Annotated in this window: 18 protein-coding genes and 1 tRNA gene; 15 read left to right on the top strand and 4 right to left on the bottom strand. The window is 38.5% G+C overall.

The features are described from left to right. Nucleotide 1: 1 nt before the first annotated feature. The 9 genes from ACLTU0_RS00455 (at nucleotide 2) to ACLTU0_RS00415 (ending at nucleotide 7,160) form a co-directional block, all read left to right on the top strand. Nucleotides 2-1,732: a hypothetical protein gene (locus ACLTU0_RS00455; RefSeq protein ID WP_412320946.1), complete on the top strand. Its 1,731-nt coding sequence runs from the start codon at nucleotides 2-4 to the stop codon at nucleotides 1,730-1,732. Nucleotides 1,733-1,743: 11 nt separating this feature from the next. Next, nucleotides 1,744-2,571 (top strand): phage tail domain-containing protein, encoded by an 828-nt coding sequence (locus tag ACLTU0_RS00450; RefSeq protein ID WP_412320944.1) that lies wholly within the window; start codon nucleotides 1,744-1,746, stop codon nucleotides 2,569-2,571. A 10-nt stretch (nucleotides 2,572-2,581) separates the two neighbouring features. Then, a complete protein-coding gene (locus ACLTU0_RS00445) occupies nucleotides 2,582-4,000 on the top strand; it encodes a phage tail spike protein (RefSeq protein WP_412320943.1) in 1,419 nt (472 codons plus the stop codon). A gap of 2 nt (nucleotides 4,001-4,002) precedes the next feature. Beyond that, nucleotides 4,003-4,956: a hypothetical protein gene (locus tag ACLTU0_RS00440; RefSeq protein WP_412320942.1), complete on the top strand. Its 954-nt coding sequence runs from the start codon at nucleotides 4,003-4,005 to the stop codon at nucleotides 4,954-4,956. Nucleotides 4,957-4,972: 16 nt separating this feature from the next. Further along, nucleotides 4,973-5,383 (top strand): holin family protein, encoded by a 411-nt coding sequence (locus tag ACLTU0_RS00435; RefSeq protein WP_412320940.1) that lies wholly within the window; start codon nucleotides 4,973-4,975, stop codon nucleotides 5,381-5,383. A 25-nt stretch (nucleotides 5,384-5,408) separates the two neighbouring features. After that, entirely contained in the window at nucleotides 5,409-6,206 is a 798-nt protein-coding gene (locus tag ACLTU0_RS00430; RefSeq protein ID WP_412320938.1) for an N-acetylmuramoyl-L-alanine amidase, read from the top strand. A gap of 183 nt (nucleotides 6,207-6,389) precedes the next feature. Continuing rightward, the gene (gene rpsU / locus ACLTU0_RS00425) at nucleotides 6,390-6,563 is read left to right on the top strand and encodes a 30S ribosomal protein S21 (RefSeq protein WP_022228876.1); all 174 of its coding nucleotides are present in this window, start codon (nucleotides 6,390-6,392) and stop codon (nucleotides 6,561-6,563) included. Nucleotides 6,564-6,595: 32 nt separating this feature from the next. Beyond that, a complete protein-coding gene (locus ACLTU0_RS00420; protein ID WP_022228875.1) occupies nucleotides 6,596-7,039 on the top strand; it encodes a GatB/YqeY domain-containing protein in 444 nt (147 codons plus the stop codon). 45 nt (nucleotides 7,040-7,084) lie between these two features. Next, nucleotides 7,085-7,160, top strand: a tRNA-Thr gene (locus ACLTU0_RS00415). 81 nt (nucleotides 7,161-7,241) lie between these two features. Here the strand turns inward: ACLTU0_RS00415 and ACLTU0_RS00410 are convergent. From ACLTU0_RS00410 to ACLTU0_RS00400, 3 genes are all read right to left on the bottom strand, one after another. Beyond that, nucleotides 7,242-7,499 (bottom strand): HPr family phosphocarrier protein, encoded by a 258-nt coding sequence (locus ACLTU0_RS00410; protein ID WP_022228874.1) that lies wholly within the window; start codon nucleotides 7,497-7,499, stop codon nucleotides 7,242-7,244. 270 nt (nucleotides 7,500-7,769) lie between these two features. Then, complete coding sequence (locus ACLTU0_RS00405; protein ID WP_022228873.1) at nucleotides 7,770-8,762, bottom strand: helix-turn-helix transcriptional regulator; 993 nt, start codon at nucleotides 8,760-8,762, stop codon at nucleotides 7,770-7,772. Nucleotides 8,763-9,063: 301 nt separating this feature from the next. Next, on the bottom strand, nucleotides 9,064-10,797 hold the full coding sequence (locus ACLTU0_RS00400; protein WP_118446180.1) for a phospho-sugar mutase: 1,734 nt from the start codon (nucleotides 10,795-10,797) through the stop codon (nucleotides 9,064-9,066). 188 nt (nucleotides 10,798-10,985) lie between these two features. Between ACLTU0_RS00400 and mltG the strand changes: the two genes are divergently transcribed. From mltG to ACLTU0_RS00370, 6 genes are all read left to right on the top strand, one after another. Then, nucleotides 10,986-12,068, top strand: a complete 1,083-nt coding sequence (gene mltG / locus ACLTU0_RS00395; RefSeq protein WP_412320935.1) for an endolytic transglycosylase MltG — start codon at nucleotides 10,986-10,988, stop codon at nucleotides 12,066-12,068. Between the two features lie 13 nt (nucleotides 12,069-12,081). Then, nucleotides 12,082-12,747: an O-methyltransferase gene (locus tag ACLTU0_RS00390; protein WP_117966619.1), complete on the top strand. Its 666-nt coding sequence runs from the start codon at nucleotides 12,082-12,084 to the stop codon at nucleotides 12,745-12,747. 19 nt (nucleotides 12,748-12,766) lie between these two features. Next, nucleotides 12,767-13,990, top strand: a complete 1,224-nt coding sequence (locus ACLTU0_RS00385; RefSeq protein WP_412294428.1) for a peptidase U32 family protein — start codon at nucleotides 12,767-12,769, stop codon at nucleotides 13,988-13,990. 130 nt (nucleotides 13,991-14,120) lie between these two features. After that, nucleotides 14,121-17,936 (top strand): hypothetical protein, encoded by a 3,816-nt coding sequence (locus ACLTU0_RS00380; protein ID WP_412320933.1) that lies wholly within the window; start codon nucleotides 14,121-14,123, stop codon nucleotides 17,934-17,936. Nucleotides 17,937-18,251: 315 nt separating this feature from the next. Next, the gene (locus ACLTU0_RS00375; protein ID WP_412320931.1) at nucleotides 18,252-23,027 is read left to right on the top strand and encodes an InlB B-repeat-containing protein; all 4,776 of its coding nucleotides are present in this window, start codon (nucleotides 18,252-18,254) and stop codon (nucleotides 23,025-23,027) included. Between the two features lie 522 nt (nucleotides 23,028-23,549). After that, on the top strand, nucleotides 23,550-24,350 hold the full coding sequence (locus ACLTU0_RS00370; protein WP_022229329.1) for a zinc-ribbon domain-containing protein: 801 nt from the start codon (nucleotides 23,550-23,552) through the stop codon (nucleotides 24,348-24,350). 1 nt (nucleotide 24,351) lies between these two features. On the opposite strand, the gene ACLTU0_RS00365 is transcribed toward ACLTU0_RS00370, so the two are convergent. Beyond that, nucleotides 24,352-24,621, bottom strand: a complete 270-nt coding sequence (locus ACLTU0_RS00365; protein WP_022229328.1) for a hypothetical protein — start codon at nucleotides 24,619-24,621, stop codon at nucleotides 24,352-24,354. Between the last annotated feature and the right edge of the window lie 164 nt (nucleotides 24,622-24,785).

Genomic DNA, 24,785 nt, shown 5'->3' with positions numbered 1-24,785 from the left:
TATGGCAGAGGCGGCTAATTTATCGGTCAGCATAACGGGTGACGCGTCTGGACTTATAAATGCTTTGGCAACGGCACAAAATGCACTTGCTACACTTAATTCATCGGCAGGTAAAATAATGAGTGAATTTGACGGCAAAAACGCAAAAATCAATATTACCGCAGTTGACAATACCGCAAGCGGTGTGAGTTCGGCAAGAGCAAGTATAAACAGTTTGAAGGACAGAACAGTCAATGTTACTGTTAAGTACAATGTGCAGGGAATGCCGAAACTGGCAGACGGAACACAATATGCAAAAAGCGGTTTGGCGGTTGTAAATGATGAAAGGGGCGTAAGTGATCCGCGTGAGCTTATCGAGCATAACGGGCGACTTATGATGTTTAGCGGACGTGATGTGGTTGTTCCGCTGTCGCAAGGCGACAAGGTTTATACGGCTGACGAAACAAAGGCGATAATGAACGGTATGGGTATTCCGCATTATGCGTCCGGCAAAAACAATGAAATGTTTGAAATTAAAAAGGCTGATTTAAACCATTACAAAAAAACAAACGATGTATCTCCGACGGAGGAATTAAGGCTTTGGAATGAATTGATGGAGCAATTCGGTTATGACAGCGAGGTTGTGAAAGAAATTCAAGAGGAGATTTTCGCGTCGCAGAAGAAAATCTGGAAAGAAGAAAAAAAGGCGAGTGAAACCGCACTTTCAAACTACAAAAAACATTCCGACGCTTGGATTAAATATCAGGTGCAAGTGAATGATATGGGTGTTGACGAGCAGATTGAATCGTACAAAAGACAGCTTTACAACTATAATGCTATGGTATCGGAAATGGTTACGTCAACCGCATATTCGGCAGAGGAAATTAAAGAAATTTGGGAGGATTTCTATGAGTACAAAGCCGATGTTGATTTGAAAATCGGCAAGCTTGAGAATGAAAAGAATTATGCCGTTTATGAGAAGTGGAAAAGTGACGCGAAGAATTGGAAAAATATCCGCGATACATATGATGATTGGGACGAAACAGGCGACAGTCATATTCAGTTTTACGAACGCAGTATCGAACGTATTCAGGAAATGTATGACGGCGGTTTTGTAGGTTGGCAGGAATACAGTGACGATACTATGTATGCGGTTTTGAATTTGTATAATGCAAAAATCGAGGCAACGGACGCACTTCTTGATAAGCAAAAGGAATACATAAATAATCTGAAAGAACAGTTTTCAAGTGAAGAAAAGGCACTTGGCACGAAGTGGGAAGCTGAGGACAGGAACGAGTCGAAGTCCGAAATATCACACAAATTGAGCATATACAAAAATGCGGTTACTCAAAAAGGTATGGATACATACAAATCTTTGCAGGAGCAGATGAAAAAGATAAAACGTGAAGAGGAAATGTACAAATTACAAAAAACACATACCGCAACTTTAACAAGTCTTGAAAACAGCTATGACACCGTTGAGGCAAATAAGAAATATCTTCTTGCAACTATCGAAAAAAACGGAATAAATATAGAAAAAATCGTGAAAAGCGTGAATTTTGACGTAAAAAATATGCAAAGTGTGATTACATCGTTGTTCAATCAGACTATAAGTGCAATAAAGTCGATTAAGGTATCGTCAAATTCTTATTCTGACAACAGAAATATCAGCATAAGAGGAGACAGCCGTGATATATTGAACGCACTTCAAAACAGAGTCGGACTGGCTGTATCATACGGTAATTACAATTAAAGGGGGATTATATGAGGAATGGTTTTATATTTAAAGACCGTCATTCTTCCGATTTCGGTGTGACGGTGAGGACTAAATCAAGACCGATATTGCCGAGCGTAAAAGAGAATATTGTCGATTTGCCGTACCGTGACGGCGGATATGATTTTTCAAAAGCTAATCCTTTCGGACGTGAGTTTTATAATGACAGGATATTCACGGTTACGTTTAACATATATGCCGATAATCTTGCGGAAATGCAGAGGAATCTGTCTTTGCTTTCTCTGTGGCTTTGCGGTGAGGGTGAGCTGATTTTTGATGATATGCCATTTTCAAAATGGCGGGGGAAAGTGTCGGACGAGGTTATATATATGCCTGAATACAGCGGTCGTAAGGCGGTTATGGAGGTGTCGTTCAGGGCAGAACCGTTTTGTAAATGTATTTTTGATACGGAAGGCCCGGCTTTGGAAATGCCTTTTATGTTAGATGCAAATATACCTATTGATATTTCGTGTTTGTTTAAATTTAATATTTCCGGCAGCGGTGATATAAGTGTATACAATTTCGGTGACAGACCTGTAAGACCGATTGTAAAGCTTGGAGCGAGTGCAAGAAATGTAACGCTGTCTATGAACGGCAAATCGCTTACGTTTATGTCAAACGGTCAGACAACTATTGATTTTGAAAAACAAAATGTCAAAAATACAAGCGGAAATATATTGGTGTCGGGTGAGTTTTTTGAATTTCCGTCGGGAAGAAACAAACTTCATATCGTAAATTCAAACAGTCAAAATATGACGGCCGAAATTTCATATACACCGTATTTTATGTACGGTGAACATTTTGACGACTTGGAATGAGGTGACGGAAATGCTTAGAATATTACCGTATAACAGTGTTACGTTTGACAAGGGTATTGTAATCGGTGACGCGTATGATGTGCGTGTTACGTATGAAATAAACGGTGAACGCAGGCTTGATTTTTCGCACCCGATAAATGAAAAGTCGGAAATTATAAGTGAAAATAAAATCGTTGTATGCGAGGGTCAGGCATACAGAATTATAAAGGTGTCAAAAACAATCGGTGAAAAGAATTTTATTGCGGCGGAATGCAGTCACGTCTATAATGCGGACGCATCGAACATACATATTCAAAATATTCCCGATTTAATCGGAAAAACTCCGTCTTATGTTTTGGGGCAGATATTTAAAAATACGAAGTTTTCGATTATGACGGACAGTGAATTGACAAAAGTCGGATTGAAACGAGTTGATTACAGCGGTTTTAAGATTGATTTCTTTTCTATGGATAAGACCAATCCGTATGAGGCGGTTAAGGCTCTTATCGAAAACTGCGGTAAGGGCGAGATTTATGCCGACAATTACAAGATTGCCCTTGTGGAGCGTATAGGCGGTGAAAGCTGTTTAAGGCTTGACCTTTCAAAGAATATGAAAGATATTTCGATAGAAAGGGATATAACCGATATGGTGACGAAGTTGTACCCTTACGGAAAAGATGACGCACATATCGGAAGTGTGAACAGCGGAAAGCAGTATATTATAAGTGAAAACGCGGATATTTACGGTGTTCGTGAGGGGTATCGTGATTATACCGATTATATTGAACCGAGTAAAATATTAAGACGCGCACGGTGGGAGTTTGACAGTGAAAATGAGGAAAGAATTGACGTGCCTTGTGTTAATATAACAGGCGGATATGCCGATATTTCAAAGCTGGCGGATTATGCGGACGAGAAAATTAATATCGGTGATACGGTGACTGTAATCGACTGCGGAAACGAGATTAGAGAACGCGTCATAAGGCTTGAATATTATCCTTATCAAAGTGACGATACCGTTATATCTGTCGGCAGGGTAAAAAAGGATTTGTTTTTCTATCTTGAACAAATAGGAACTCTTGCAAAACGTTACAAAAAAGTATCGACAACAGGCGGTAAAGTCAAGGCAAAATCGGTAAGCGGTGTTATTTCACAGTCCGGAATGAAAATAAACGGTGAAAACGGTACGGTTTCGCTGTTATCTGATATTATTGAGGTGTCAACGGACGGTGACGTAAAAACGCAGATTGGCAATGTGAACGGTCAGTTTGTGTTTAATATTACGGACAACAACGGCAATTCGGCTGTGAATATTACGGACAAGGGCAATATGAATTTTAAGGGTGATTTTGAAACGGAAAAATTGAGTGTGGGGGATAATGTTATTACGCAGGACAGTAACGGTGTGTTGTGTATTAATGGGAAAAGGATATTGGTGGAAGGAGAATAAGAATGAAATTAGATTTTAATTTTGACGGAAAAACTTTGCTGAAAAAATGGTGGCAACAGGTGAAATCGAATTTTCAGACGGTGCAGGATGAATATAATACGTTAGAGGATAATTTGAGTGAAGAAATAAATCAACGTGTGAATTTAGGTAATGATTTGACTGATAAAATAACAAAGGAAACGTCGGACAGAAAGACGGCAGACAGTTCGATTGAGGGCAAAATTTCAACCGAAACATCGGACAGAAAGAAAGCGGACAGTTCGCTTGAAATCAAGATTTCAGACGAGGTAAATTCGCGTCAAGAGGCAGATGATGAATTGAGCGGTCGTATCGAATATGAAAAAATGGAGCGACAGGCAGATAATGAAGAAAACAAGTCAAGATTTTTTGAAAAAGCAGACAAAACCGAGTTGTACGGAAGGGAAAAGAATATTACGCATAAGATAACGCACAGTCTGAAAAAGGCTGATTTTATTATAAACATAAATTCAGGAAACGGAAACGGTACAGTAACGATAAACAGCTTACCTGTGCAGACTAAAATTTTTAGGGACGGACGTGCATATATACAAACAGCACCGATTTCTGCCTCGTTTTCGGCGGAAAAAGGTGAAGAGGGAGAAAAGTGGATTAATTTGTTATATGACAGCGATAACGGTACATTGGGCTTGGAGGTTACGGAACAGCCTGAATCGGGTAATGTTGCAAAGATGAATGTAACATATATGAAAGCGGAAGTTGCCGAAATATATGCGGGTATAATCAGATTTGAAGGATTGAACACACTTGACGCTCTCAAAACGAATAACAGAGATTCATTTGTTGGGGCGATAAATGAACTTGTAAGCGGAAAAGTCGGCGTGAATGATATTGTAAATGGTAAAGATGCAAGTTATCGTGTGACGGATTTGTTGAAGTGGGTGGCGGAGTTAAAAAAGCAAGCTGAAAATAAATAAAACGGAGGAGTAATTTATGGATAAGATTTTTAATTGGACAAGTACGGTTATCGGAATTGTGGGCGGATATTTCGCCGCAATTTTCGGTCGATGGGACAGTATTTTGTGGGCACTGCTGGTGATAATGGTGCTTGACTGTTTGACAGGTGTTATTAAAGCAATTTATACAAAAACAATGTCAAGTGAGATTGGGTTTAAAGGATTACTCAAAAAGATTACTATATTAATTATAGTAGCACTTTCAAATGTTCTCCAACAGATTACGGGTGATAATGTTGCAATTCGGGAAATAGTTATTATGTTTTACGTAGCGAATGAGGGTATAAGTGTGTTGGAAAATGTGGCGGTGATTTACCCGCGAATGCCGAAAGCAATAAAGGATATATTGCTCCAAATTCGTGACAGTAACAGTGCGGACAGTGAGTGAATATAATATATGGGGAGTGAGATATATGATAGTAGGAATAAATTGCGGACACACTGTCAGCGGTACAGTCGGCAGCGGTGCGGTCGGATTCCTTAACGAAAGCAACGAAACGCGCCGAGTCGGTTATAAAGTAATGGAGTATCTCAGGGCAAAAGGTGTTACGGTGGTTGATTGCACTGACGATTATTCTTCTACGGTAAGTGAAAATTTGAAAAAGATTGTGGATAAAGCGAATGCACAGCCGCTTGATTTGTTCGTTTCGATACACTTTAACAGCGGCGGCGGCAGAGGAACTGAGGTTTATACCTATAACGGAGAAGTTTTTAAACAAGCGGAGCTGGTATGTGAAAATATGGCGGAGCTTGGGTTTATAAACAGAGGTATAAAAAACGGCTCAAATTTGTATGTCATTCGCAGAAGTAATGCGAGGTCTATGCTTATAGAAGTGTGCTTTGTCGACACTAAATCGGACGCGGATTTATATAATGAAGTCGGTGCAGACAGAATTGCCGAGGCAATAAGTGACGCGATAGTCGACGAAAAAATGGAGGAGGAACTTACAATGTCACAATATGAAGAATTAAAACAAATGATTTCAGAACAGACTGCAAGAGTTGATGTTTTGCAGAATGAGGTTTACAAAATCGAAAATCCTATGATTTATAATTATATTGATGATAATATGCCCGACTGGGCAAAAGAGGCTGTTCGGTGGTGCGTGGATAACGGTATAATTGTCGGCACCGGCAGCGGATTGGGGCTTGATGATACAAAACTTTGGACCTGCGTAGTGATGTATCGTTTGTCAAAAACATTGAAATAATAAATACAGCTGCCGATAAATTTGTCGGCAGCTAAAAAAATAAACAAATCTTTATAAAAATCACTAAAATATCTTGACATATCTATGTAAAATAAGGTATAATAGATATTGTTGTACAAACAGTGTATAACTGAGTCCATCAAGTCCGTTTTTAGAATTGACTTGCCGGAGGGAGGGGAAACAATGTCTGAAGTAAGAGTAAAAGATAATGAATCATTAGATAGCGCACTTCGCAGATTCAAGCGTCAATGTGCTAAGTCAGGTGTCATGTCTGAAATCAGAAAGCGTGAGCACTATGAAAAGCCAAGCGTAAAGCGTAAAAAGAAATCAGAAGCTGCAAGAAAAAGAAAGTTCTAATTTTTAATTAGCAACATAAGGAGATGACGATAATGTCTTTAAAGGAAAAATTAGCAGAAGATCTAAAATCGTCAATGAAAAACAAAGACACTGTACGCAAAAATACAGTACAACTTGTCCGTACTGCAATATTGCAGGTTGAAAAGGACAACAAAGTAACTCTTGATGACGAGGATATTTTGGAGGTAATTGCAAAGCAATTAAAGCAACGCAAGGACTCTCTTCCTGAATATGAAAAGAGTGGCAGAGAGGATTTAATCTCTCAGTTAAAACAGGAAATGGAATGCTTGATGGAATATCTTCCTAAACAGCTTACAGAGGACGAGCTACGTCCTATTGTAGAAGAAGGCGTTAAAGCAGTAGGCGCAACCTCCATGAAAGACATGGGTAAGGTTATGGAATACGTTATGCCAAAAGTTAAGGGAAGAGCAGACGGAAAAGCAGTCAGCACGATTGCTAAAAGTTTGTTTAACTAAAAATATTACAGAGAGAGCTTCGGCTCTCTCTTATATTTCATTTTCGCTGGTGTAGCTCAGTTGGCAGAGCAACTGATTCGTAATCAGTAGGTCGGGGGTTCGACTCCCCCCATTAGCTCCAATCGGAACAGGTTATGCTTGTTTCGATTTTTTTGTGCAAACAAATCAAAAAGCACGCCTGTATCAGACGTGCTTTTTGTCTTTAAAGATTTTCTTTAAAATAATTTTCAAGAACATTTGCGGCTTCAGTTTCGTCGTTACCTTCAACTTTGACTGTAACGAAATCACCTTTACTGATGCCAAGACAAGTTATTGTAAAAAGTCTTTTTAAGTTTTCAATTCTCTGGTTATATTCAATGCTAATGTTCGACGTAAAATTTTGTGCTTTTTGTACGAGTTTGCCGGCACATCTGGCGTGAAGTCCGTGTTCACCTTGAATTGTATAAGAAAATTGTTTCATGGTAAAAACCTCCTATCCTTCGGAAATATCAATATGATTATTTCCAGATACGTTATTTCTATACCCTTCGGTATAAAAATAAATGCACAACTTTGTACATTGGCTACATTATATCACAGTCGATTGATTTGTCAACAAAATGAATAATAATACCATTAAATAGATAAAAAATCCGATTAATACGAAATGTTTTTTATGAAAAGTGAAAGAAAATATAACCATTAAATGTATTAATGGTTATATGTTTACAGGATATAATATAACAAAACATCAAAAATTTGTATATTTTGAGGATATATCCTTAATATATGTTAAATATTTTTCGACTTCAGACTGCGGAGAAAGGATTTTTACACCTGTTCCGAGCCCTGCAAGCCAACCGTAAAACTGTGAACTGATGTTTACATTTAATTTGGCAACGAACGTATTTTCGGTATTTGAGTTTAAAATAATATCCTTGCCGAACCTATCCATAACAACACCGATAAGGTTATTGTCAAATTCAATTTCGAGTGTATTTTCGTCACCTGCAAACATACCGAATGTTCTTTTTGAATAGTTTCCTATATCGAATTTGCTGAATTGGTCACCGCCGTCACGTTTTTCGGCGGTTATTGTTATGTTAAGCATTTTGTCTACGCGGTAATGGCGTATTTCTTTGCTATCATCATCAAAACCAATCAGATAGTAATTTTCATCGTCCCATATCAAAATATACGGACTTACGGTGTAATTTGCACCGTCCTTTTTCGGTTCAAGCTTTTTGGCAAGCGTCCATGAACAATATTTGAAAGTGATTTTAACATCTGAAGATATTGCGGAATGAAGTTTATCTATATTATAGTAGATACTCTCATTCATCGTCTTAATTCTGTTTGAAACAACGACTTGTCTTTGAAGCGTTTGAGCCTCATGACGGCTGGCAAGCTGTTCGATTTTGTGAATTAACTGATTTGATTTCTTTTCTGTAATGAATTTTGAAGATTGAACTGCGTCAACCAATAACTTCAATTCTGCAATTTCAAAATCTCTTGACGCGAGATAATATCCTTTCGGCTCACTTCTTCTGCTCAAAATATCGCAACCGAATAATTTAAGCCGTTCAATGTCATCATAAATGCTCTTGCGTTCGGCACTTATACCTTGCTTGGCAAGTGCCGAAATAATATCATTTGCGGACATTGCGTGATTTTCGTCTGTATTTTCCTTTAACATCTGCATTATGTACAGTAATTTCAGCTTTTGATTAAATGATTTCCCCATTGCAATCCCCCCAAGTGTAATATAATTTAATGATACCACAAGTTAATGAGTCTGTCGACAAAATGTCGACAGCTCCAAAAATCACATCTTGTGATGTAATTTTTGAGTGTTTTTAGAGAAAAAATCATAAAGTTCCTCCAAAGTCGAAACTTTAGATTTTAAGCCATTTCTGTCGCACAGGTCGCCAGAAATGATTATAAATTGAGGTTGCACCTCAAACACCCAAGAACAAAGTAGACAAAACCATAACGGTTTTGTCTACAATCTGAAATGCCTTTCTCAAAGAGAAAGGCATTTTGGTTTATAGTCCAAGTTGTTTTTTGCAATCTTCAAGAACTTTTTCGATAGTCTTTTCGGCTGTTTCAAAGCTTTCTGCGAATGTGCCGAGATACAACTTGATTTTCGGCTCTGTTCCCGACGGTCTTACGATAAAGTAAGTCTTTTCGTCTGAAAGGTTGTACTTCAATACGTTTGACTTAGGCAAACCTTTAAGAGGTGAAACATTGCCCTTTGTATCTTTAATTGTTTGTGACTGATAGTCGGTGTAAAGCACAACGTCCATACCTGCAACTTTTGTCGGAGGTGTTTGACGTAGATCTGTAAGTAACTGTGACATTTTTTCCATACCGTCTTTACCCGGCATTACGAATGAAACTGTCTTTTCTGAATAATATCCGTATTTCTTGTATATGTCCATAAGTGCTTCATAAAGTGACTTACCCTTTGTTTTGTAGTAAGCAGCCATTTCTGCAATAAGCATTGTCGCAACAACGCCGTCTTTGTCGCGTGCGTGAGTACCTACAAGATAACCGTAGCTTTCTTCAAATCCGATAAGATATGTATGGTCGCCTGTCTTGGCAAACTCTGTCATTTTTTCGCCTATGTACTTAAAGCCTGTAAGCACGTTCATAATTTCGATACCGTATGAATGAGCGATTGCGGCGGCAAGCTCTGTTGTAACGATTGTCTTGATAACAACGCCGTTTTCAGGCAGAGTGCCTTTGGCTTTCTTTGATGAAAGTATGTACTCAACAAGCAAAGCACCTGTTTGGTTGCCTGTAAGTGTTCTGTATATGCCGTCGGCGTCACGAACAACTATACCGACTCTGTCACAGTCGGGGTCTGTACCGATGATAACGTCAACGTCATTTTCCTTTGCCATTTTTATAGCAATTTCAAAACCTTCCTTGTCCTCCGGATTAGGTGACTTAACAGTCGGGAAATTACCGTCTTCTGTATCCTGTTCCTTAACGACAAGCACATTTTTAAAGCCCATACGATTAAGTATTGCCTTGATAGGTCTTGAGCCTGTGCCGTGGAAAGGTGTGTAGATAAGCTTGAATGTATCTGCAACTTCTGCTACTGCCTCGGGATTTTGCTGTTGTGTTTGAACAACGTCAAGGAATTTTTCGTCAAGGTCGCTGCTTACAATTTCAAGCAATCCTTTTTCTTTTGCCTCGTCAAGCGAAATAAACTTAACATCGTCAAATATATCGTAGCTGTCGATTGCGGTAACAACAACATCAGCCGCGTCCGGAGGAAGTTGTCCGCCGTCGGGACCGTATACCTTGTAACCGTTGTATTCTTTAGGGTTGTGGCTGGCGGTAATCATAACGCCGGCACTGCAGCCAAGTTCGCGAATACCGAATGAAACTTCCGGAACTGAATGAACGATAGGAAAAAGATAAGTCTTTACACCTGCACAAGTAAGAACCTTAGCTGTTTCTTCAGCAAATGTGCGTGAAAAATTACGTGTATCGTAACCGATAAGAACACCTGCTTTTGCGGCGTCCTCACCGTTTGAAAGAACGTATTTCGCAACACCTTGACTTGCACGTCTTACGTTATATATATTGATTCTGTTCGTACCCGCTCCGATGATACCTCTCATACCGGCTGTACCGAATTCAAGTTCACGATAAAATCTTTCTTCTATTTCTTTTTCGTTGTTTTCAATAGATTTAAGCTCTGCTTTTGTGTCATCATCAACCACGTCGCTTGTAAGCCAACGGTTGTAGGTTTCCTTGTATCCCATTGATAACTCCTCCTTAAAAATAATCTCATATTAATATTATATAATACTTTCTCAAAATTTTCAATTATGAATATGTAAAAATTAAAGAAAAGTTATCGTATAAATTGACAAAAAAAACGCAAAACTTGACGAAAAGTGTATTTTGTTATAGAATAGCAGTAATATGTATTAATAAGGAGGACACTTTTATGGCAGTAAAGGTGCATGAAACAGGTTACGGCAAATGGAAAGTGCCTGTGATAATCATAGCTGTTATAGTTGTTTTGAGTCTTGCGGGAACGGGCATACTATTAAGCGACAGCCTTGGTGTTTCAATAGAAGAAGGAAGTAAGAGAATAGAGGTTGCAGAAGGTGACGGTACGTCATCTGTTGCAAAACTGTTAAAGGACAATGGCATAATAAAGTATCCGCTTTTGTTTAAGGTGCAGTCAAAGCTCGGCGGATATGACGGTAATTTTCAGCCGGGTGCGGCAACGATTGATGACGGAATGAGTTACAGTGACATACTTAATCTTATAATAACGCCGAGCCGTGAGGCTGCGAAAATTACAATACCGGAGGGCTATGAAATCAAGCAGATTGCACAGAAACTTGATGAGGCAGGTATTGTAAGCTGGCAGGACTTTTATGCGGCTTTAAATCCCGACGATTATGATTATGCGTTCTTGAAAAACTTGCCTGAACGTGACGGGCGTATGGAGGGATATTTGTTCCCTGCAACGTATGAAATTCCGAACGGAATGTCGGCACACGATATTATCGACCTAATGCTTGCGGCATTTGACAATCAGTTTAAACCGGAGTATTATGAACGTGCGACAGAGCTTGGATTGACGGTTGATGAAGTTATAACTATGGCGTCAATCGTTGAACGTGAAACGGACAGCGGAACGGAAAGAGCAAAAGTTGCGGGAGTATTTTATAATAGAAGAAACTCAGGTATGAAGTTCCAGTCGTGTGCGACGGTACAGTATATTTTAGGTGAAAGAAAGCCTGTGCTTTCGATTGCCGACACGCAGATAGATTCACCGTATAACACATATATGTATGCGGGATTTCCGATAGGCCCTATATGCAATCCGGGAACGGAATGTATAGAGGCGGCACTTTATCCGGAGGAAACCGATGCGTATTACTTTGTACTTGGCAAGGACGGCTCACATATCTTCTCAAAGACATATGAAGAACACCTTGCGGCAATGCAGAGTACCGAACAAAATATTTCGGTCGATGACAGTGCGATTGAAAATCAAGACAGTTTAAAACAATAAAGAGGTTTGATAAATGATAGAATATGATAAAGACGCGATTGTTCCGCCGTATATAACGGAATATTTGCGTGCGAAAACAGTGCATAATGATGAATTTATGCACTCGCTTGAAAAATATGCGGAAGAAAACAGTGTTCCGATAGTAGAGCCTGAAACGGCAAGGTTTTTGTCGGTGATGTGCAGAACGGTTAAACCGAAAAAAATACTTGAAGTAGGTTGTGCGATTGGGTATTCTTCTATATTAATGGCACAGGCTACAGATGATGACTGCGAAATAGCAACACTTGAATGTAACGAAGATATGGTGCGCATTGCAAGGGAGAATATTAAAACTTCGGGATATGCGGAAAAAATATCTGTTATTGAGGCAGATGCAAAGGATTATCTTTCGTATATTGACGATGATGAAGTTTTTGATATGATATTTCTTGACGGTCCGAAAGCACATTATATTTATATGCTTGACGAGTGCGTGCGATTGCTGAAAAAAGGCGGTGTGCTTATTTCCGACAATGTGCTTTACAAGGGAATGACAGCGGACGATAACCACGTTGTGAGAAGAAAAATCACGATTGTAAAACGTCTTAGAAAATATATTGATATGCTTATGGAGCATAAGGAGCTTGAAACATCGCTTTTACCGCTTGGTGACGGTGTTACAATATCGGTAAAGAAATAATAAAGGGTAGGAATATATTATGAAGAAACCAGAACTTTTAGCTCCCGGCGGCAGCTTGGAGAAATTGAAAACAGCGATAGATTACGGTGCGGACGCGGTGTATATCGGCGGTGAAATGTTTTCGCTGCGTGTTGCGGCGGAAAATTTTTCAAAGGAAGATATGCAGGAAGGTATAAAGTACGCTCACGACAGAGGCAAAAAAGTGTACCTTACCGCAAATATTCTTCCGCATAATGATGATATTGAAGAATTTGAGGAGTTTGTCAAAGATATAAAGAATTACGGCTTTGACGCAGTGCTTGTGGCAGATTTGGGATTGTTTGATATGATGCAGGAACTTGCACCGGAAATACCTATTCATGTAAGTACACAGGCGAATAACATTAATTATCGCTCGGCAATAAAGTGGTACAAGATGGGTGCAACGCGTGTCGTGCTTGCAAGAGAAATGTCGTTTAAAGAAATTGCGGAATTTCAAAAGAAAATTCCTGAAGATTTGGAGCTTGAAGCATTTATACACGGCGCTATGTGTATATCATATTCGGGCAGATGCCTTTTGTCAAACTATATGACAGGACGTGACTCAAATATGGGTGCTTGCGCACATCCGTGCAGATGGAATTACAAACTTGTCGAGGAAACAAGACCGGGTGAATATATGGACGTGTTTGAAAACGAAAGAGGTACGTTTATATTTAATTCAAAGGACCTGTGTACAATCCGTCATATACCTGAGCTTGTGCAAAGCGGTATTGCGAGCCTTAAAATCGAGGGCAGAGTAAAAACTTCTTATTATGTTGCAACGGTTGTCGGGGCGTACAGACGTGAGATTGACAGATATTGTGCCGATCCCGAAAATTATGTGTTTAATGAAGCGGAATACGAAGAACTTTGCAAGGTCAGTCACAGACCGTATACAACAGGTTTTTATTTCGGCAAGCCGGATGAAAATTCACAGGTTTACACGTCAAGTTCGTATATCAGAGATTACGACCTTATCGGTATAGTCAAGTCGTATGACGCGGAAAACGGCATTGCAACGATTACACAGAGAAACCGTTTCTTTAAGGGTGACGAAATAGAGATAATTCAGCCTATGAAACCGTTTTTTGTACAGACGGTTGACAGTATGTGTGACGAAAACGGTAATGAAATCGAAGTTGCAAATCACGCGGAGCAGATAGTTAAGTTTAAAACGGCACAGCCTGTTTGCGAGGGTGCAATGCTTAGAAAGAAAAAGTAAAAAAACAGAGCAGATTTAATAAAAAAACTACTTTTTTTATTAATCTGCTTTTCTTTTTTGAGAGAATATGATAATATAATTTATAACGGCAAATTTGAGAGAGGAAATTTATAAAAAAGGAGAAGGTTTTATGAAAAACAATCTAAAAAAATTGCTTTGTGCGGCATTGTCAACGGCAATGATTGCGGGAAGTATCGTATTGCCTATGACGGCAAGTGCGGCAGATGATACCGCAAGTGTAACGCTTGACGGTAATACTGCAACAATTCATTCATCAAGTAACGCATATGCAATTATTGCTTCTTACGATTCTGATAGCAGTATATTGCAAAAACTTGATTGTAAGCAGGTGTCTGACGGAAGTACAATAGACGTACCTTCCGGTGCAAGAATAATGCTTTGGGATAGTTTGCAGAATATGCGTCCGCTACTTAGCGAGCCTGTAAATGTTCCGAGAAAAATGTGGAAGTTTGACTTTGGCGACAGCGATAATGTGGCTAACGGATATTATTCGGTAACAAAAGATACCGCATATTCAACAAACACCACAAAAACATCTGACGGTAAAAAATTTGGTTTGTTAGGTACTGACGAAAAGGCATATGAAGTCGGAACTTATATCGATGGTATAGATACACAAGAAGGACAGGTTGTTGTTGTAAATTCGGGTAAAAAGGATACGGTTACATCTGCAACAGACGATTTCTTGGGAGCTGTCGGCGGTGCTGACATAAAAGGCGAGCCTGCAATAGAGGGCGATTATCCTATTCGTTTCAGTATGGATGCGGAAAATGACCATTACTATAAAGTAAAAGTTTACGTTACCGGATTAGATCAGACAAAAGATGCTATTGCAACTGTATTTTCTGAAAGACGTCATCCGATTGTAACAGAAGAGAAGATTGCCGCAGGAGAAACAAAAGAAGTTGAATTTACTGCAACGCTTCAAAACGTATACATAAAAGGACGTGACGGAGCAAAAGATTTTACATATGCTGATGATATGTTGAATGTAGTGGCAGTTGGTGACAATGTTGCAATTTCGGCTATAGAAGTTGAAGAAGTTGAAGCGTGTCCTACTGTTTGGATGTATACAGATTCAACAGGTTGTGATTATGCTGCATTACAACCGTTCTTCCCGCTACAAAACTATGGCGGAACAGGTACATTCTTATCAAAATATTTGCCGACAGGAGTTGCAATATCCAATCAAGGTGACGGAGGTATAAATGCAACTGATTCTGCACACTGGACTGCGGCAAATGCAAACATCGGTAAAGGCGATTTTGTATATGTTCAATACGGACATAACCATAAGGATGACGGACCTTTGGGATATTTAAAAGCAATACCGAAGTATTATGAAAAAGCTCATTCGGTCGGAGCGACAACAATTTATGTAGGACCTATTGACCGTCATAACACAGACCAATTTGATGCAGAAACAAATACATGGAAATCAACACTTAACGGATTCAGTAAAGCTGCAAAATATTATACAGAAGTGCTTATAACAGGCGGAAAAACAGAAGCAGATAACTTTGTTGCTAAGGCAGCGTCAGACGGATTAGATGCGGGTTATGAGTATGCAGACACGGTTATTGCAAAGGGTATTACTGCAGCCGGAGCAAAGGATGTAGTATTTATTGACCTAAATCAACCTTGGCTTGATTGGATGAAAGCTGCCGGAGCAAAGGTAAAGGAAATACGCAGTTCTGAAGTTTATGAGAAAAATGCAGTTGACTACTATTTCCGTGGAGTACGAGGCGGCGGAATTGACGGTACTCACCCTAATGACGCTGGTGCCGATAACGGTGCATACTTATTTATGCAAGAAGCACTAAAACTTCAAGCTAACGAGGATCAGTCAGCGATTACAGAAGTAGAAGCAAATGCAATAAAACCTCTTGTAACAGGTATGAGAAGCACCGCAACACCGTATGAAGTTTCAGAAAATGTCGTAAAAGCAGGTCCTGCACCTAACAAGGCATATCCTGATGTATATGTTTCATTGCTACCTACAAAATATCCTACTACTATAAAAAATGTAGTATTTGCAGAAGACGGAACAATACAATCTGTTGATGTTTTGAAACATTCAGTATCTGAAAAGGATATGAGTGCATACGGTATCGTAGTTATTACTATTAAAAATTCAGACGGAACAGAAAAGGGTAAAATCTATGCAAATGCACAAGTTGATAACACTGTAAACGGAACACAAACAATTAAAGAATTCAGAACTTCAACAGACGGTCTTGTTCTCGCTGAAGGTGATACATACACTGCAGTAGTTTACAGAGCAAAAGATGCGGGTGGAGATGAAGGATTGATAGTTGATACAGATAATCCGGATACATATTCATCTGTATATGAACCTATGACAATAGAGAGTTCGATTATATTGGAAGACTTTAATTATGAAGGTAAAACTTATAGCGGTGATGAAGATTTGGCAGGGAACGGTAACTGGGTTGTTGCAGGTAGTGCTGTAAATACAGGAAAACTTGGTGCCGAAAGTGCAGATGATGTAATAAGCAGAAGATATGCAGAATTTGCATCGACAGGTAAGAAAGCCGATAACAGTTCAGACGGTTCATTCTATTCTTCAAAGAAATTTGATGCGGCAGACGATTCATCGGAAACAGTAATAGGCACAAGCGGAAAATACCTTATAGAAATGGATTTGTCATATGTTTCGGGCGGAAATCTTAATGTCGGCTTGGCAGACGGTGTAGTTGATAGAAATCCTGGAGGAAAGCAGTCAATCACACTATTTAACGTGGGAAGCAACGGCTCAATCAGTGCTAACGGTAAAGAAGTAGGCTCAATAAATAAGGGTAAATGGTCAACTGTAAGATATATTCTTGATATGGATAACGGAACAGGCACTATTCAAATAGATGGTTTCGATCCTGTCACATATGAATTTAGTAATTACAGTACATTTGGTACAGTTTCACCTACACAACTTACTTATTTCTTGCTATCGGCAAGTAAAGCGGCAGTTGATGTTAGAATATCTGATTTGAAGGTAGGTACTCTTGAACAAGAAGCTCTTCCTAAAAAGACAATTACAGTAGAATCAAGCGACAATACAATGGGAAGTGCTTATATAGGAGAAGCAGGAACTACTGAAAAAACAGTAGATATGAACGATATGGTGACTTTGACTGCGACTGCAAATGAAGGCTATGAACTTTTGGCTTGGCGTAAGGACGGCAGTAATGAAAACTTTGCGTTCACAAGTGAACTTACTGTAAGAGCACATGACACTGCGAAGTTTACGGCAGTATTTACAGTATCTGAACCGGATAAATACAATTATTTGTATCACGAAACATTCAAAACATTGACAACATCAATGTTGGCAGCAAACGGATGGGTTAGTGCAAATCAACAAGGTGCAATGACGGTTGAGTATGATGAAAATTCAAGTTTTGGTAATTATTTGAGATTTGGAGCAAATACCAGTTCAAGAGCCGGAGAGAAATCATTCGGAGAAACATATACATCTGATAATGGACTTGTATATGCAATGAATATTAAGTTTACAACCGCAAATACTGACCCAAATGAATTTGCTGTTCATTCGGGAAATATAACTTATAATGGTGGAAATAAAAATTATGGTTGTACAGGCGGATATGTTTTGTATTTAAATCAAGCAAAGGACGGTACAACCACAATAAACGGACAAACGACAACAATTCCAAATAATGAATGGATATCGGTAGTTGCAGTTTGCGATTTTACAACACACAAAGTAAATGTAGTGGCAAAATCGCTTGACTCAAGTAAGACTTATTTTGACGGTGAAGTTGATATGGCTGATACAGATGCAACGGGAATGTCGGGATTGTATTTTAAGTATGGTAAAAAGGCATATGGTTCTATATCGTTTGATAATATAGAAATATTCAGTGCAGACCAATACACAGAATAAAATTTAGCTCGCAAATGGAGTATCAAATAACCCACTAAAAAGACCGCGAAAAGCGGTCTTTTTTGGTAAAAATAATCTACAAAAATAAAAAATGTACAACTTGAATTTTGCATTTTGAATAAAAAATTATGTGCTTTTTTGTGCAATATTTTCATTCAAAGTTTCTTAATAATATTGCACATACAAAAAAAATATGATACAATATATACCATATAGATGGGTTGAGTTTGTGCAGATTTACTTAAATCGACATACGATACCTGTTAAATTAAACAAGACTTGGAAACAAGTTAAGGAAAGAAAGGGAGAGAAGAAATGAAAAGTAAAAAACTAATTTCATTACTTTGCGCCGCTGCTATGTCAGCATCTGCTTTCGCAGGCTTGACAGTAACAGCAAGCGCGGCAACAGATTTAGTCACTCTTGATGGCTCAACAGCAGATGGTTGGGTTGCTCCGGATGGAACAGATAAAGGTGACATTGTTCCGACAGTTACCATTGATGACGGTGAAACTGACCAATATTTAAAATTCCAAGGTAGCGGCGGCGGTAACCGTAAGTCGACATATTCTTTGGGTCAAACTATTTCAGGTCAATATACTATTGAGTATGATACAATGATGACTCGTGGTAATGGTATGAGCAGAATCATGCACTCAAACCAACTTGCATTTACAAATGATACAAGCACTAAGGATACAAGAGATGGTGCAGGTATTATAGATACAGTAAATGCACAACAAGGTACAAAGTATAATTCAGGTTCAGGTGCGTCAGTAGCTAACGCTGCTATGAAAACTGACCTTAGACCATATCTTACAGATAAATGGGTAATTAATGATGATTCAACATCAGAATTAGTAGCTTATCCTGAAAGTGCAGTCGAGGTTGCAGATACTAAATGGGTAAGAGTACAAGCTGCAGTTAATAATGATAAGACTACTGTAACAGTAATCGATAAGTCAGGTAATAAACTTGTTGACGGTGTAGAATATACAAACTCAACAAATGAAATTAATTCAATATATGTTTGCTCAAACAGAGGTGATGGTGGTAGTGGTATAGTTGCACTTGACAACTTACATATTTACCAAGGTGCTCCGGAAACACTTACAACAGATGGTCTTAGAGGTGATGCAACTGTTGTAGTTCCAACAGTTATGCCGGTTCCGGACGTTAAGACACAGGCTCCTGGCCTTTCAGCTCCAGATGGAGTTACACCGGTAGTTAATAATACTTTCAGCAAAGCACTTGCATCAACAGCAATGGGCGAAACTGCTACAACAATTACAGATGTAGACGGTCTATCTATTGCTATGGGTAATAGAACCGGCGGCGATACAGCAACAACTGTTTCAGTAGAAGATTGGGCAGCTGGCGATAAAGTTCTTACACTTGCAGGTGGTCCTTATTCAGGTGCCGGTAGAGGTCCTGTAGTTTCTGCTGCAAATACTTTGGCATTAGCAGACGGAAAATCATCTGTAATGACATTTACTGTTAATCTTTGCTCAAACAAGGCAGGCGGTGCCGGTAGACTTTATATTCTAAAGGATAACAGCCAAGCTGGTACTGACAAGAACGGTGCATACAACAATGTTATGGGTGTACTTACAACTGATGACACAGCCTCAAGCTACACAATCGGTAGCGGCAGCAATGTTATAACAATCGGTCAACAAGTTGAGGCTTATCAATGGTACAAAGTTGCAATTATAGTTTCAAGCGATAAATTTAGAATTTGGGTTGCAAAAGCTGATGAAGATTTCACAGAAAAACCACAAGTTGATTGCGACCACGTTGGAACAGGCAATACAGCATCATCAGTTTCAGAACTTCCATTGTTAGCAGTAACATCTGAAAAAGGTGGTTCTTACACAGGTTCAGTTGCAAGAATTGACAATATGCTAACATATTCAGGAATAGCTGATCAACCAAGAAAACTTCTTCCAACATCAGAGGCAGCTCCGACACCTGCTCCGATACCTGCAAAGGTTACAATGAGCGTTGATGAAACTGCAAATACAGTTACATTGACATCAGATAAGGATACAGATGCAGTTCTTGTTCAAGCATCATACAGAACTGATAATACATTGGATTCAGTTAAGAAAGTTGTTAATCTTGAACTAAAAGCTAACGAGGCTAAACTAGTTCCTGCAACAGATTTAGCTACATTCACAACGAATGATAAGATAATGGTTTGGGATAGTCTAAAGACTATGACACCGCTTGCTAATGCTTGTACAATAAAGAACGGTGCAGCGCAAGCAACAGCTAAGCCGGCTCCGACAGCTGAACCGACAGAAGCTCCGACAGAAGCTCCGACAGAAGCTCCGGCAGAAACTCCTGCAACAACAGATGCTCCGACAACTGAGCCGACAGAAGCTCCTGCAGAAACAGTTGCTCCGACAGATACACCGGCTCCAACAGCAACAGCTGTTCCTACTTATGCAGTATCAGGTACTGTAGACGCAGGTGTTAAATCTGTAACTCTTACAGATAAAGCAGAAGCTGAAAATACAATTACAGGTAAAATCGAAGATACAACTGTAACGTTTACAGGTGTTAAAGCCGGTACATATACAGTATCAGCTGTAGCTGCCAGCGGTAAGGATATTTATACAATTAAAGTTGGCGATACAGAAACTACAGAAGTAACAGTTACAGACGCTAATGTTACAAATCTTGCAGTTACTTCAAAAGATGAAGCTGTTCTTCCATATGCTGACGGAACAAACACATATGATACAGAAGGTGCTGCAAACAGCTTTGTTGATTACAGCAGAGTAACGGTAAGTATCGCAGATGGTGTTAACGGTAACACAACAAAAGTTCAGAATTTGAAAACCGGGAACGGTAGCTCAGGAGCTGGATACAATCCATATACTGTGGCTTTTCCTGCAAAAGGTGAGGCGGTTGCTACATCATTTGATATTTCTATACCAACAAGAAATGCATGGGTAAGTGTAAGAGGTACACAACCTGGAACTAATGATAGAAACAACAATGCAGCAGGTAGAATTTTTACAATCGGTGCTGAGGGTAGTGCTGTTATAAAAATTTATAGTGGTGCAGATGTTGTTGATGAAATTACAGGTACAGATATTATTACTAAATGGTATCACGTTGACGCAGTTGTAAATAATAAAACAAAGAAAGTTGCTATTAAGGTATATGACTATAAGGCAAATAACAACTATACAAAGGAAACAGCACTATATGATAAGACTGTTGACTTTAGAGATAACACCGTAGCAGGTGTTGTTGCTATGGATTATCATTCAAATACAGCAAACGCAAATATGCAAATTGATAATCTTTACATCAATGATCCGTCATATGTAACACCGATTAATGTTACAGCAACAGACGTAACTGTAGATAAAGCACAAGTTGTAAAAGACGATGTAATTACTATTACACCGACAGTTCCTGCAGGAAAGAAACTATCAGCTGTAAAGGTAAACGGAACAGCAGTTACAGCAGTAGATGGAAAATATACATACACAGTTACAGGTGAAGAAAGTGCTATTGCAGTTACAGCTGATTTTGTAAGAGCAGACGTTGATAATGTAGTTGTTTCAAGTACAAATACAGATGTACAGATTGGTCAAAAAGGTACATATAAAGCAACAGTATATGCTGACGCTGATAAGAAGATTGATATTACAAAAGATTCAGCTATTACATGGTCTGTTGAATCAGCAACAGAAGGTGTAAGCCTTGCTGATGGTACAGTAATGGCTCAAGACGGTACTCTTACGGTAGCTGCAGACCAAGCTGTGGGTAAGCTTACTGTTAAAGCAACAGCAGTAAAAGACATTGCAAGTTCAGATGATACTGATGCAAACAAAGTTGTAGGTACATTTGAAGTTAATGTTATTGCAGAGAAATCATTCCAAGTTGTAGCCGCTACAGTTGAAAATGGTAAAGTAGCATTTAAAGTAGGTGATACTGAAAATGCTACATCATTCAAAGAGAGCGAAACTCTTGAAATCGTTCCTACAGCTAATGCAGGTTATGAATTAGATTCTGTTTCTTACAAATTAACATCAGCAGAAGATGATACTTATACAACAGTTACAGCTACAGAGGGCAAGTATACAGTAGCAGGAAATGCTATTGCAGGCGACATTACTGTTAAGGTTACATTTAGAGCTATTAACTACACGATTACAAACAACACAGTTGCAGAAAACGGTAACTCAATCGCAATTAAAGTGGGTGATGCTGATGCAACAACTGCAACAATCGGTCAAACTGTAACAATAGTTCCGACTCTTGCAGCTAACTACAAAGTGTCAACACTTGAAGTTAAAAACGGTGATGCTGCTGTACAGGTAACAAATAATACATTTGTAATGCCGGCAGCTAACGTAACAGTAACAGCTACTTTTGCATCAGTTCCTGTTTTGGAAAGAGCACTTTCAATATATGACAATAACTTTGATGAAACTTCAGATTTTACAGCTGCTGGTGACGGTGCAAAAGTATTTAATCCTGGTGAAGTCGCTTCAAGAACAGACGGTAAAGTTATAGGTACAGGTGTCAGAACCCGCGGTGATTCAAGTCTTACATCACCATCACTTACAGCCGTTGAAAATTATCAAACAGCAGTAAATACTTATGATGTTCATAAGTTTAATGTATCTTTTGACTTTAACATTGAAGCTTGTGCTAGTGGCAAGAGCTCTAATATAGCATTGCTAGGTGGATCAAATGCAGGTACTTGGTTAAGTTCTGATAAACAGATATTAACAATAGCAGCTCCGGCAACTGGTAACGGAACTTTTGGTACAATTACAATTAATGGTAATGAAGTATCGCCATCAATAAAAGAAACAATTACTACATCAGATTTTAATTCTTTAAAAAGAGAGGCAACAGGTTGGGTAACACTTAACGCAACAGTTGATTTCTCAACAAAGAAGGTTACATATACATTGAAAAAGGGTGAGACAACAGTTGTAGAATCAACAACAGCTGATTTTGTAAACAAAGATACAACAGTATTAGACAGAGTATTTATAGCAGCAGGTAAATATTGTGGTGGTGTATTAATGGATAACCTAAAGATTGAGGCAGTTCAATAATTAAACAAAAAATAACTGATAAAAGAACGGTCGTATGACCGTTCTTTTTGCTTGACAAATTTAGCGTTGTGTGATAATATAATAAAAGAAATGGTAAACAAACCATGCTGCGTAGTAGAAATTGTAGAAAGAAATACTTTCTACGAAATAGTTACCTATTTGGTCGATAGGTAACTATTTTTTTATTATCACTATACAAAGCAGTAAAACCAAAGTTAAATAAACAATAGCTTCACTCATATGCACACCCCCTTTAAGGTGGTGTCAGCATGGTTTGCAACCATTTCAGAATGTTATTATATCATAGAGAAAAGAATTTGTCGATAAATGTAAATGATATGATAATCTCTTATAATAAAAATATGGAATTTTGCGTTTAAATAACAAATATTTCAAAAATATTTCGTATTTTGCGTTTAATGTGTAATCTATATGTAACAAAATTACGAAAATTACTTGCATTTATATACAATATATAGTATAATAGTTTAGATAGCAAAAAAGTAATTTCGGAGGGGTTTTATGTACTGCAAAAATTGTGGCAGACAACTGAAAGAGGGAACGCGTTTTTGTGACAGATGCGGTCAATCAGTAAGAAAAAACAACCAGAACAGCCAAACTACAAAACGCAAAGAAATCGAGGAACTGAAGGCTGAACGTCTTAATCGTAAACGTCGTTTACAAGAAAAAGAGGCAAAACAAGCCCGTAATAAAAAACGTAGAAAAAGTAAGGGAAGTGTTATGATTTTCATAATCGTAGCACTGCTTATCGCAATAGTAAGTGTGATTATCGGCTATAATATGATGGCTCCGAACGATAACGGATTAGGCACTGCTCCTACGTCAACAAATTCGCCTGCAAGTGCAACGAATACGCCGACAGATACAGCAAACAACGTATCATCAACATCATCGCCGTCAAATTCAGCAAGCAAAAACGGTTATTCAAAAATGACAATAAGCGGTGTGACGTGCGTTTATCCATCTACTTTTAATTCAAATCCGACAACAGGAAATCAAAAACTTAACTTGACCGATGCGCTTGGCGGTGCAACTATGACTGTTTCGCAAGAGGGGAAGAGCGGTGCTCCGTCTGACCTTATGCGTGACTATGCACGTCAAACGGGCGGCGAAGTTTCATATTCTCGTGCCGGTGACGATTGGTATGCAGTCACTGTGACAACAGATGATACTGTTTACCACAGAAAATGCGTATTGAAAAACGGAATTGCGGTATATTATGATTTCTCATATTCTTCAATGACATCAACAGCTCAAAAATATACTGAATATATTGACTATATGGACAGCAATTTCAAATAATTTAAGAAAGATATTTGATTGCAAAACATATTGACGCAATCAAAATTAAGCAAATCAATATTTTTAATATTTTAGATTTCGAGCGGACAGCCTTTGTTGGTTGTCCGTTTTTTTGTATTCGTTCGATGTAGCGACTGACTATTGTTTCCGCGTCTGCTATTGCTCTGCTTTCAAGTTTTGGATTATAGTCTTTGAGAATTATTATTGCTTGGCTCACATACGGTGATGAAAAATTATTTAAAATAACTACTTTCTTTGTCAATTCTTTCATTACTAATCTCCAATCATTTCAATTTGTTTTATTTCCATTATTTCCGACTATGAAAAAGTATATACCTGCTTTGTTTTTGTAACATTAATCAAAAATAAATGTAATAATATGTAAATATCGTGCATATAAATAGTAATATATGGGAAAAGTCGAGTAATATATTT

This window comes from Hominilimicola sp. (genome assembly GCF_046972485.1).
GTDB lineage: Bacteria > Bacillota > Clostridia > UBA1381 > UBA1381 > Hominilimicola > Hominilimicola fabiformis.
The sequence above is the reverse complement of the archived record's forward strand: the minus strand, read 5'-3'. Positions and strand labels throughout refer to the sequence as shown.

What these genes read in the sequence shown, in the direction of transcription:
- ACLTU0_RS00440 (WP_412320942.1), top strand. Translation starts at nt 4,003, where the DNA reads ATGAAATTAGATTTTAATTTTGACGGAAAAACTTTGCTGAAAAAATGG.
- ACLTU0_RS00420 (WP_022228875.1), top strand. Translation starts at nt 6,596, where the DNA reads ATGTCTTTAAAGGAAAAATTAGCAGAAGATCTAAAATCGTCAATGAAA.
- ACLTU0_RS00430 (WP_412320938.1), top strand. Translation starts at nt 5,409, where the DNA reads ATGATAGTAGGAATAAATTGCGGACACACTGTCAGCGGTACAGTCGGC.
- ACLTU0_RS00435 (WP_412320940.1), top strand. Translation starts at nt 4,973, where the DNA reads ATGGATAAGATTTTTAATTGGACAAGTACGGTTATCGGAATTGTGGGC.
- ACLTU0_RS00405 (WP_022228873.1), bottom strand. Translation starts at nt 8,762, where the DNA reads ATGGGGAAATCATTTAATCAAAAGCTGAAATTACTGTACATAATGCAG.
- ACLTU0_RS00375 (WP_412320931.1), top strand. Translation starts at nt 18,252, where the DNA reads ATGAAAAGTAAAAAACTAATTTCATTACTTTGCGCCGCTGCTATGTCA.
- ACLTU0_RS00445 (WP_412320943.1), top strand. Translation starts at nt 2,582, where the DNA reads ATGCTTAGAATATTACCGTATAACAGTGTTACGTTTGACAAGGGTATT.
- ACLTU0_RS00385 (WP_412294428.1), top strand. Translation starts at nt 12,767, where the DNA reads ATGAAGAAACCAGAACTTTTAGCTCCCGGCGGCAGCTTGGAGAAATTG.
- ACLTU0_RS00380 (WP_412320933.1), top strand. Translation starts at nt 14,121, where the DNA reads ATGAAAAACAATCTAAAAAAATTGCTTTGTGCGGCATTGTCAACGGCA.
- ACLTU0_RS00455 (WP_412320946.1), top strand. Translation starts at nt 2, where the DNA reads ATGGCAGAGGCGGCTAATTTATCGGTCAGCATAACGGGTGACGCGTCT.
- mltG (WP_412320935.1), top strand. Translation starts at nt 10,986, where the DNA reads ATGGCAGTAAAGGTGCATGAAACAGGTTACGGCAAATGGAAAGTGCCT.
- ACLTU0_RS00365 (WP_022229328.1), bottom strand. Translation starts at nt 24,621, where the DNA reads ATGAAAGAATTGACAAAGAAAGTAGTTATTTTAAATAATTTTTCATCA.
- ACLTU0_RS00370 (WP_022229329.1), top strand. Translation starts at nt 23,550, where the DNA reads ATGTACTGCAAAAATTGTGGCAGACAACTGAAAGAGGGAACGCGTTTT.
- ACLTU0_RS00410 (WP_022228874.1), bottom strand. Translation starts at nt 7,499, where the DNA reads ATGAAACAATTTTCTTATACAATTCAAGGTGAACACGGACTTCACGCC.
- ACLTU0_RS00400 (WP_118446180.1), bottom strand. Translation starts at nt 10,797, where the DNA reads ATGGGATACAAGGAAACCTACAACCGTTGGCTTACAAGCGACGTGGTT.
- ACLTU0_RS00450 (WP_412320944.1), top strand. Translation starts at nt 1,744, where the DNA reads ATGAGGAATGGTTTTATATTTAAAGACCGTCATTCTTCCGATTTCGGT.
- ACLTU0_RS00390 (WP_117966619.1), top strand. Translation starts at nt 12,082, where the DNA reads ATGATAGAATATGATAAAGACGCGATTGTTCCGCCGTATATAACGGAA.
- rpsU (WP_022228876.1), top strand. Translation starts at nt 6,390, where the DNA reads ATGTCTGAAGTAAGAGTAAAAGATAATGAATCATTAGATAGCGCACTT.